The 489-nt window shown below is 50.1% G+C and carries 1 protein-coding gene; it reads right to left on the reverse strand.

All coding sequences use genetic code 11. The features are described 5' to 3' along the window. On the reverse strand, positions 1-489 hold a 489-nt coding region (locus C1E99_RS14675), incomplete at both ends, for a mucin-binding protein (RefSeq protein ID WP_419580077.1).

The raw sequence follows: 489 nt of genomic DNA on the forward strand, positions 1-489 counted from the left end.
TAAGGAATTGGTGGAACTGGGTCTGTACCTGGTGGTGGAGTGATGGTCCAAGAGCTGAGGGCCTTGTAAACGACAATCTCATCCACATTATCTGTCGTAGCACTTGCTTCAATGGCTTCTGCCGTTGCGCTTGGTGTTACTGCCTGGCTATTTCTAGTTGCGGTAACAGCCACATAACCAGTCACCAATGGTAGTGTCTGGCCTTCCAGAGTCGAATCGCCATCCTTAGCTACCCAATCCGTGTAGGTCACTTGTTTGGTCACGTGGTTGTAGCTACCAGTCCGTTCGAAGGTGACAGAATTGGTCTGACTGCTAGTTCCTGGTGCTTCTGGTCCATCAACTGTGTTCAATTTGTAGGAAACTGTACGAGTGATGGTCTTGGTCACTTCTTCCCAACGTGGTCCGTCTGGATTAGTCGGATCGACTGGCGTGCCTGGGGTCTGTGGATTATCTGGGGTGGTTGTGACAACCTTCTCTCTAAACACAACT

The organism is Streptococcus suis (assembly GCF_002964045.1).
Classification (GTDB): domain Bacteria; phylum Bacillota; class Bacilli; order Lactobacillales; family Streptococcaceae; genus Streptococcus; species Streptococcus suis_U.